A 3,048-nucleotide genomic window follows, 5' to 3' on the forward strand; every position below is an offset into this window, starting at 1 on the left:
GGTCCGCCCCGAGTCCCGCACCGACGGTCCCGACGCCTTCGACGAGGACGACGAGCGCGGCCGCCGCGGGCGCCGCGGCCGCTACCGGGACCGCGACCGCACCAAGCGCCGCGGGCGCGGCACCGAGCCCGTGCCGGGCGACGAGGCGCCGATCGAGGTCGGCGAGGACGACGTCCTGCTGCCCATCGCCGGCATCCTCGACGTGATGGACAGCTACGCGTTCATCCGCACCTCCGGCTACCTGGCCGGCCCGAACGACGTGTACGTCCCGCTCAACCAGGTCAAGAAGTCCGGCCTGCGCCCCGGCGACGCCGTCACCGGCGCCGTGCGCCAGCCGCGCGAGGGCGAGCAGGTTCCGCAGAACGGCAACCGCCCGTCGAAGTTCAACGCGCTGGTGCGCCTGGACACCGTCAACGGCGCCTCCCCGGAGGAGGCCCGCCGGCGTCCGGAGTTCGGCAAGCTCACGCCGCTGTACCCGAACGAGCGGCTGCGCCTGGAGACCGAGCCGTCGATCGCCGCGACGCGGATCGTCGACCTGGTCGCCCCGATCGGCAAGGGCCAGCGAGGCCTCATCGTCTCCCCGCCCAAGGCCGGCAAGACGCTGATGATGCAGGCGATCGCCAACGCGATCAGCATCAACAACCCCGAGGTCCACCTCATGGTCGTGCTCGTCGACGAGCGGCCCGAGGAGGTCACCGACATGCAGCGGTCGGTGAAGGGCGAGGTCATCGCCTCGACCTTCGACCGCCCGGCCTCGGACCACACCGCGGTCGCCGAGCTGGCGATCGAGCGGGCCAAGCGGCTCGTGGAGCTGGGCACCGACGTCGTCGTGCTGCTCGACTCCATCACCCGCCTCGGCCGCGCGTACAACCTCGCGGCCCCCGCCAGCGGCCGGATCCTCTCCGGTGGTGTGGACGCCGCGGCGCTCTACCCGCCGAAGCGCTTCTTCGGCGCCGCCCGCAACATCGAGAACGGCGGCTCGCTGACCATCCTGGCCTCGGCCCTGGTCGAGACCGGGTCGAAGATGGACGAGGTCATCTTCGAGGAGTTCAAGGGCACCGGGAACATGGAGCTGCGCCTGGACCGCCGCCTGGCGGACAAGCGGATCTTCCCCGCGGTGGACGTGAACCCCTCGGGCACGCGCCGGGAGGAGATCCTCCTCGGCCGCGAGGAGCTCGCCGTGATGTGGAAGCTGCGCCGGGTGCTCACCGCGCTCGACTCCCAGCAGGGCCTGGAGCTGCTGCTGGGCAAGATGCGCGAGACCAAGAGCAACGCGGAGTTCCTCATGGAGGTCGCCAAGACCACCCCGTCCTCCGGCGGCACCGGCCGCAAGGACTGACCCACCCCAGCCGCGACGCCGCGGGGGCCGCCTGGAACACGGGAGGTCCCCGCGGCGTTGGACCGGCCGGAGGCGTTCTCGAGCCTCTGGCACACTGGCCCGTCGGCCTCCGGCTCCCGTGCGCGCTCGGCGCACGACCCGGCGGCCTCCCCGATGGAGGAGCCACCTTGAAGAACGACATCCACCCCGACTACCACGAGACCACGGTCACCTGCACGTGCGGCGCGACGTTCACCACGCGCAGCACCGCTCAGGGCGGCGAGATCCGCTCTGACGTCTGCAGCGCCTGCCACCCCTTCTACACGGGCAAGCAGAAGATCCTGGACACCGGTGGCCGCGTCGCCCGCTTCAACCAGCGGTACGGCAAGAAGACCAGCTGACCAGCGCCCCGGCGCGAGTCCGACGCCGGTCCGACCCCACTCGGGGCGGGCCGGCGTCGTCGCGTCCGGGGGTGCCGGGGCGAAGACCGATGACCACGAGCAGCAGGGCGGGGAGGGCGGACCGGTGACGGTCGAGACCACGGGGCGGGTCGGCGAGCTGCTCGCCGAGCACGCCGAGCTCGAGGCCCAGCTCGCCGACCCGGCGGTGCACGCCGACCAGGGCCGGGCGCGGGCGCTGGGACGCCGCTACGCCGAGCTGGGGCGCGTCGTCGCCGCCCACGGCGCCTGGCGCGCGGCGGTGGACGACCTCGCGGCCGGCCGCCAGCTGGCCGCCGAGGACGCCGCCTTCGCCGAGGAGCTGCCCGCGCTGGAGGCCGCGGCCGAGGCCGCCGCCGAGCACCTGCGCCGGGTGCTCGTGCCGCGCGACCCCGACGACGACCGCGACGTCATCCTCGAGGTCAAGGCGGGGGAGGGCGGCGAGGAGTCGGCGCTGTTCGCCGCCGACCTGCTGCGGATGTACCTGCGCTACGCGGAGCGGCAGGGCTGGCGCACCGAGGTGCTCTCGGCGACGGAGTCCGACCTGGGCGGCTACAAGGACGTGGCCGTCGCGGTGAAGGCCCGCGGCTCGGCCGGCCCCGACGACGAGGGCCCGTTCGCGCGGCTGAAGTTCGAGGGCGGCGTCCACCGCGTGCAGCGGGTGCCGGTGACCGAGTCCGCGGGGCGGATCCACACCTCCGCGGTCGGCGTCCTCGTGCTGCCCGAGGCCGAGGAGGTCGAGGTCGCCATCGACCCGAACGACCTGCGGATCGACGTCTTCCGCTCCTCGGGCCCGGGGGGGCAGTCGGTCAACACCACCGACTCCGCCGTGCGGATCACCCACCTGCCCACGGGCACGGTGGCCTCCTGCCAGAACGAGAAGTCGCAGCTGCAGAACCGCGAGCAGGCGATGCGGATCCTGCGGGCGCGCCTGCACGCCGCGGCGCAGGAGGTGGCGGACGCCTCGGCGTCGGCCGTGCGGCGCTCCCAGGTGCGCACCGTGGACCGCTCCGAGCGGATCCGCACCTACAACTACCCGGAGAACCGGGTCAGCGACCACCGCACCGGCTACAAGGCGCACAACCTCGACCAGGTGCTCGACGGCGAGCTCGACCCGGTCGTGCAGTCGTGCCTGGACGCCGATGCCAGCGCCCGGCTCGACGCCGCCACGACCACCTCCGCCACCCCCTCGTCGTGATCATGGGATCCCGCGCCCTCGACCTGTCCACCGCCCTGCGCGAGGCGAGCGCGCAGCTCGCCGAGGCCGGGGTCCCCTCGGCCCGCGCGGACGCC

General features: G+C 73.8%; 3 protein-coding genes. All 3 read left to right on the top strand.

All coding sequences use genetic code 11. The annotated features are described in order from the left end of the window. Positions 1-1,339, top strand: a 1,339-nt coding sequence (gene rho, locus AC5FZL_RS16175; protein ID WP_493619904.1) for a transcription termination factor Rho, incomplete at its 5' end; no start/stop codon positions are given. A 167-nt stretch (positions 1,340-1,506) separates the two neighbouring features. Next, on the top strand, positions 1,507-1,719 hold the full coding sequence (gene rpmE, locus AC5FZL_RS16180; RefSeq protein ID WP_493619905.1) for a 50S ribosomal protein L31: 213 nt from the start codon (positions 1,507-1,509) through the stop codon (positions 1,717-1,719). Positions 1,720-1,843: 124 nt separating this feature from the next. Next, positions 1,844-2,953, top strand: coding sequence for a peptide chain release factor 1 (prfA, locus tag AC5FZL_RS16185; protein WP_493619906.1), 1,110 nt, complete (start codon positions 1,844-1,846; stop codon positions 2,951-2,953). Positions 2,954-3,048: the final 95 nt, after the last annotated feature.

It is taken from the genome of Quadrisphaera sp. DVD1 (assembly GCF_058932755.1).